General features: G+C 23.2%; 3 protein-coding genes. 2 read left to right on the top strand and 1 reads right to left on the bottom strand.

Features of this window, described 5'->3' with window-relative positions; genetic code table 11:
- Positions 1-226: 226 nt before the first annotated feature.
- Positions 227-706: a cytidine/deoxycytidylate deaminase family protein gene (locus AC8IG9_RS06420; RefSeq protein ID WP_507425988.1), complete on the top strand. Its 480-nt coding sequence runs from the start codon at positions 227-229 to the stop codon at positions 704-706.
- A 1-nt stretch (position 707) separates the two neighbouring features.
- On the opposite strand, the gene AC8IG9_RS06415 is transcribed toward AC8IG9_RS06420, so the two are convergent.
- The gene (locus AC8IG9_RS06415) at positions 708-1,178 is read right to left on the bottom strand and encodes a hypothetical protein (protein ID WP_507425987.1); all 471 of its coding nucleotides are present in this window, start codon (positions 1,176-1,178) and stop codon (positions 708-710) included.
- Between the two features lie 70 nt (positions 1,179-1,248).
- On the opposite strand from AC8IG9_RS06415, the gene AC8IG9_RS06410 reads away from it, so the two are divergent.
- The coding region (locus AC8IG9_RS06410) for a hypothetical protein (RefSeq protein WP_507425986.1) at positions 1,249-2,647 on the top strand (1,399 nt) is incomplete at its 3' end.

Raw genomic sequence — 2,647 nt, 5'->3', positions numbered from 1 at the left:
AAAGTATGCAAAAAACTTTAAAAATTTTAAAAAAGTATGCAAAAAACTTTAAAAATTTTAAAAAAGTATGCAAAAAACTTTAAAAAAGTATGCAAAAAATTTTAAAAATTTTAAAAAAGTATGCAAAAAACTTTAAAAAAGTATGCAAAAAATTTTAAAAACAATAAAAAATTGATTTGTAAATTGATTTGTAAATTGATTTGTATATTTGTTCATAAAAGAGACTATGAGCATTACTTTAGAAAATTTTATAGAACAAAAATTCTATAATAAATTTTATGATAATATTGAAACATTAAAAAAAATAGCTGGGAATTCGCCCTTACAACATAAACATAGTGCCTGTTTAATGAAGGGTGATAAAATAATAACAATGGGATATAATAAATATTTAAAAGAAAGTATAATAAATAATAATATTGTTAAATTTAGCGTCCATGCTGAAATAGATGCATTGTGCAAATTACATAAAAAATTAATAAAAGGTCATGATATTTTAATTATACGTATATCTAATTCTAATTCTTGTCAATATTTAAAAAACTCACGTCCTTGTAATTCTTGTATTTCAAAATTAAAAAGTAAAGGTATTAGAAAAGTTTATTATAGTAATGAATATGGTAATATTGTATGTGAATTTTTAGAAAATATGATGGAATTACATATTAGTTCTGGACATAGATTGCATAATAAAATTACAGTTTAAATTAATTCCTTTTACTTTTAACAGAACTATTTTTACTTTTAACAGAATTCTTTTTGCTTTTAACAGAACTCTTTTTACTTTTAACAGAATTCTTTTTGCTTTTAACAGAATTCTTTTTGCTTTTAACAGAACTCTTTTTGCTTTTAACAGAACTCTTTTTGCTTTTAACAGAATTCTTTTTGCTTTTAACAGAATTCTTTTTGCTTGACAAAGATTCTGTAAAAACATCATTGTAAATATTACTATTTTCTTTTTTAGGTAATGTGCATGATAAAAGTAAATCTAATGATTTTTCCTTAGAAGTTTTTTCTTCGTCTTCGTTAGATGTATCTACAGTCTTATAAGGTAACGAATAAGGTAACGAATTAGATGATTCTGAATCAGAATCGCTAAAATATAAAAGATGTTTTTCATCTGGAAATTTTAAAAAAGATAATGTTTCAATTAAATCTGGATATGTTTCTGTATTCATTAAACTTTATTTAGAAATTAAATTTATCAAAAAATTGAAAAACAAAATAAACTTATTAAAAAATAATAAAATGTCTAATGAACAAAACGTAGAACAAATTGATGAACAAAAAGTACCATTAACGAAGACACCTTGCCTTCTAACGACGTCTTCGTTAGAGGTATCGTTGGATGACAAGGTAGAACCTATTGTAAAAAGAAAAAAGGGTAGACCTCGTAAAGAAGTAACTGATAAACCACTTGTTGAAAAGCCAGTTGAAGAAAAAAAGAAAAGAGGTAGAAAAAGAAAAGAAGGTACTGAAGAAGTAAAACAAAAGAAAAAAAGAGGTCGTAAGGCTGCTGTAAAATATTTTAGTTCTTCTATTAGAAAAAAAATACCATTGACAACAGTATTACAAGACAATAATAATTACATTTTACATTTAGATATTCAAGAAACTGATAAAGAATCTAAAAATGAAATCGAAAATGATCAAAATAAAATAGAAAATGGTCAAGATTACCAAGATGACAAAGAGGACCAAGATGACAAAGATGACCAAGATGAAAATGAAATAGGAACAATAAATGCAATTTTAAATGAAGAATCTATGATTCAAAATATAAAATTAGATAAAAATGAAATTATAAATGCTGTATTTAAAGAATTAAGACAAAATAATTCTGAAAATGAAGTTGAATTGCAAAAAGAATATAAAGATTTGATTGAAAAAGATGATTTAGATGTAAATGAATTATATGAACGTCGTATTGAATTTAGAGAGAAACAAGATAATATTCTTGTACATAAATTAGAAATACAAAGTAAAAATAAATTAAACAATAAAAAAGAAACCAAAGTACATATTAATAATCAAGAATCTAATAGAAAAAGAGGGTTTTTTAAAGTATTAGATGAATTTATTGAAAATAAAGAATGGTTGCATTCAACATCTGTATGTTGTTGGTGGTGTTGTCATACCTTTGATACAGTACCAATTGGTATGCCTTGTTATTACGATAATTCTATTAATAAATTTCGTGTAAAAGGTGTATTTTGTAGTTTTTCATGTATGATTGCATATAAAGATGAAAAAAAAATAAATAATATAAATCACAATATTAAATTTTTATATAGTAAAATGACTGGTACAATATTATTAGATTGTGTATTAAAACCTGCTCCTTCTAGATATACATTGAAAATGTTTGGTGGCCAGTTAACTATAGACGAATTTAGAGATAATTTTACTGAAAATAAAATTTATAAAATGGTAGAATATCCAATGTTTATATCTAATGATTATATGGAAGAAATTGATATTAAGAATATTAAAAGAGCCAATCATAAATTATTTGATGAAAATAATAGTCAACAACCAAGAGTTTTTAATAATTTAGATGATAAACGTGTAGAAGATGCAAAATCTAGATTGTTAATTATTGAAAATGCTACTGTTACAGTTGGAAATACAATTGACAAATTTATAA

It is taken from the genome of Candidatus Allofontibacter sp. (assembly GCF_040404065.1).
Lineage (GTDB): Bacteria > Pseudomonadota > Alphaproteobacteria > Pelagibacterales > Pelagibacteraceae > Fontibacterium.
This window is presented reverse-complemented; position numbering and strand designations above follow the sequence as displayed.

Excerpts from the sequence above, each read along its gene's own strand:
- AC8IG9_RS06420 (WP_507425988.1), top strand. The coding sequence starts at position 227 with ATGAGCATTACTTTAGAAAATTTTATAGAACAAAAATTCTATAATAAA.
- AC8IG9_RS06415 (WP_507425987.1), bottom strand. The coding sequence starts at position 1,178 with ATGAATACAGAAACATATCCAGATTTAATTGAAACATTATCTTTTTTA.